The organism is Paraburkholderia sp. SIMBA_030, from assembly GCF_046535245.1.
Lineage (GTDB): Bacteria > Pseudomonadota > Gammaproteobacteria > Burkholderiales > Burkholderiaceae > Paraburkholderia.
Genome location: NZ_JAWRXB010000091.1, coordinates 1 through 460, shown reverse-complemented (window position 1 = coordinate 460; position 460 = coordinate 1). Strand labels below are relative to the sequence as shown.

The 460-nt window shown below is 56.3% G+C and carries 2 protein-coding genes; both read right to left on the bottom strand.

The features are described from left to right. The coding region (locus SB772_RS39155) for a DUF1329 domain-containing protein (RefSeq protein WP_410838408.1) at positions 1–307 on the bottom strand (307 nt) is incomplete at its 3' end. Beyond that, the coding region (locus SB772_RS39150) for a transposase domain-containing protein (RefSeq protein ID WP_410838407.1) at positions 307–460 on the bottom strand (154 nt) is incomplete at its 5' end. The genes SB772_RS39150 and SB772_RS39155, both read right to left, overlap by 1 nt.

Below are 460 nucleotides of genomic sequence, written 5' to 3'. Positions count from 1 at the left end.
CTACTACTACTACTACTACTACTACTACTACTACTACTACTACTACTACTACTACTACTACTACTACTACTACTACTCTACCTGGCCGTGGTGATACAACCGTCAAAGCTTTAGGCCATTCCACGCCAACTCCCCGGTATCTCGCGAGGTGGTCCCACATCGCCTCCGCGCCGTTCTTTGGCGCCGGAAACGGAAGCCCCGGCAAACTCGCAGACACCAACGAGATTCCGGCTGGATCCAGCTTTGCTTGCGTCTCGTTCTTCGTAAGCGCCCGGCAATGGCACCCAGGGGAGTGCCTACCGGCGATCAGGTGGTGATCGGCGCCCAGCGATGAGGCAGTAGCTGAGCGATGTCGTCGGCGCGATGCGTTGGCAAGCGATTCGGTACGTCTTTGAGGTAGACGTATGGATCATGGCCGTTGAGCTGCGCTGATCGAATCAGGCTCATGATCGCGGCTGCA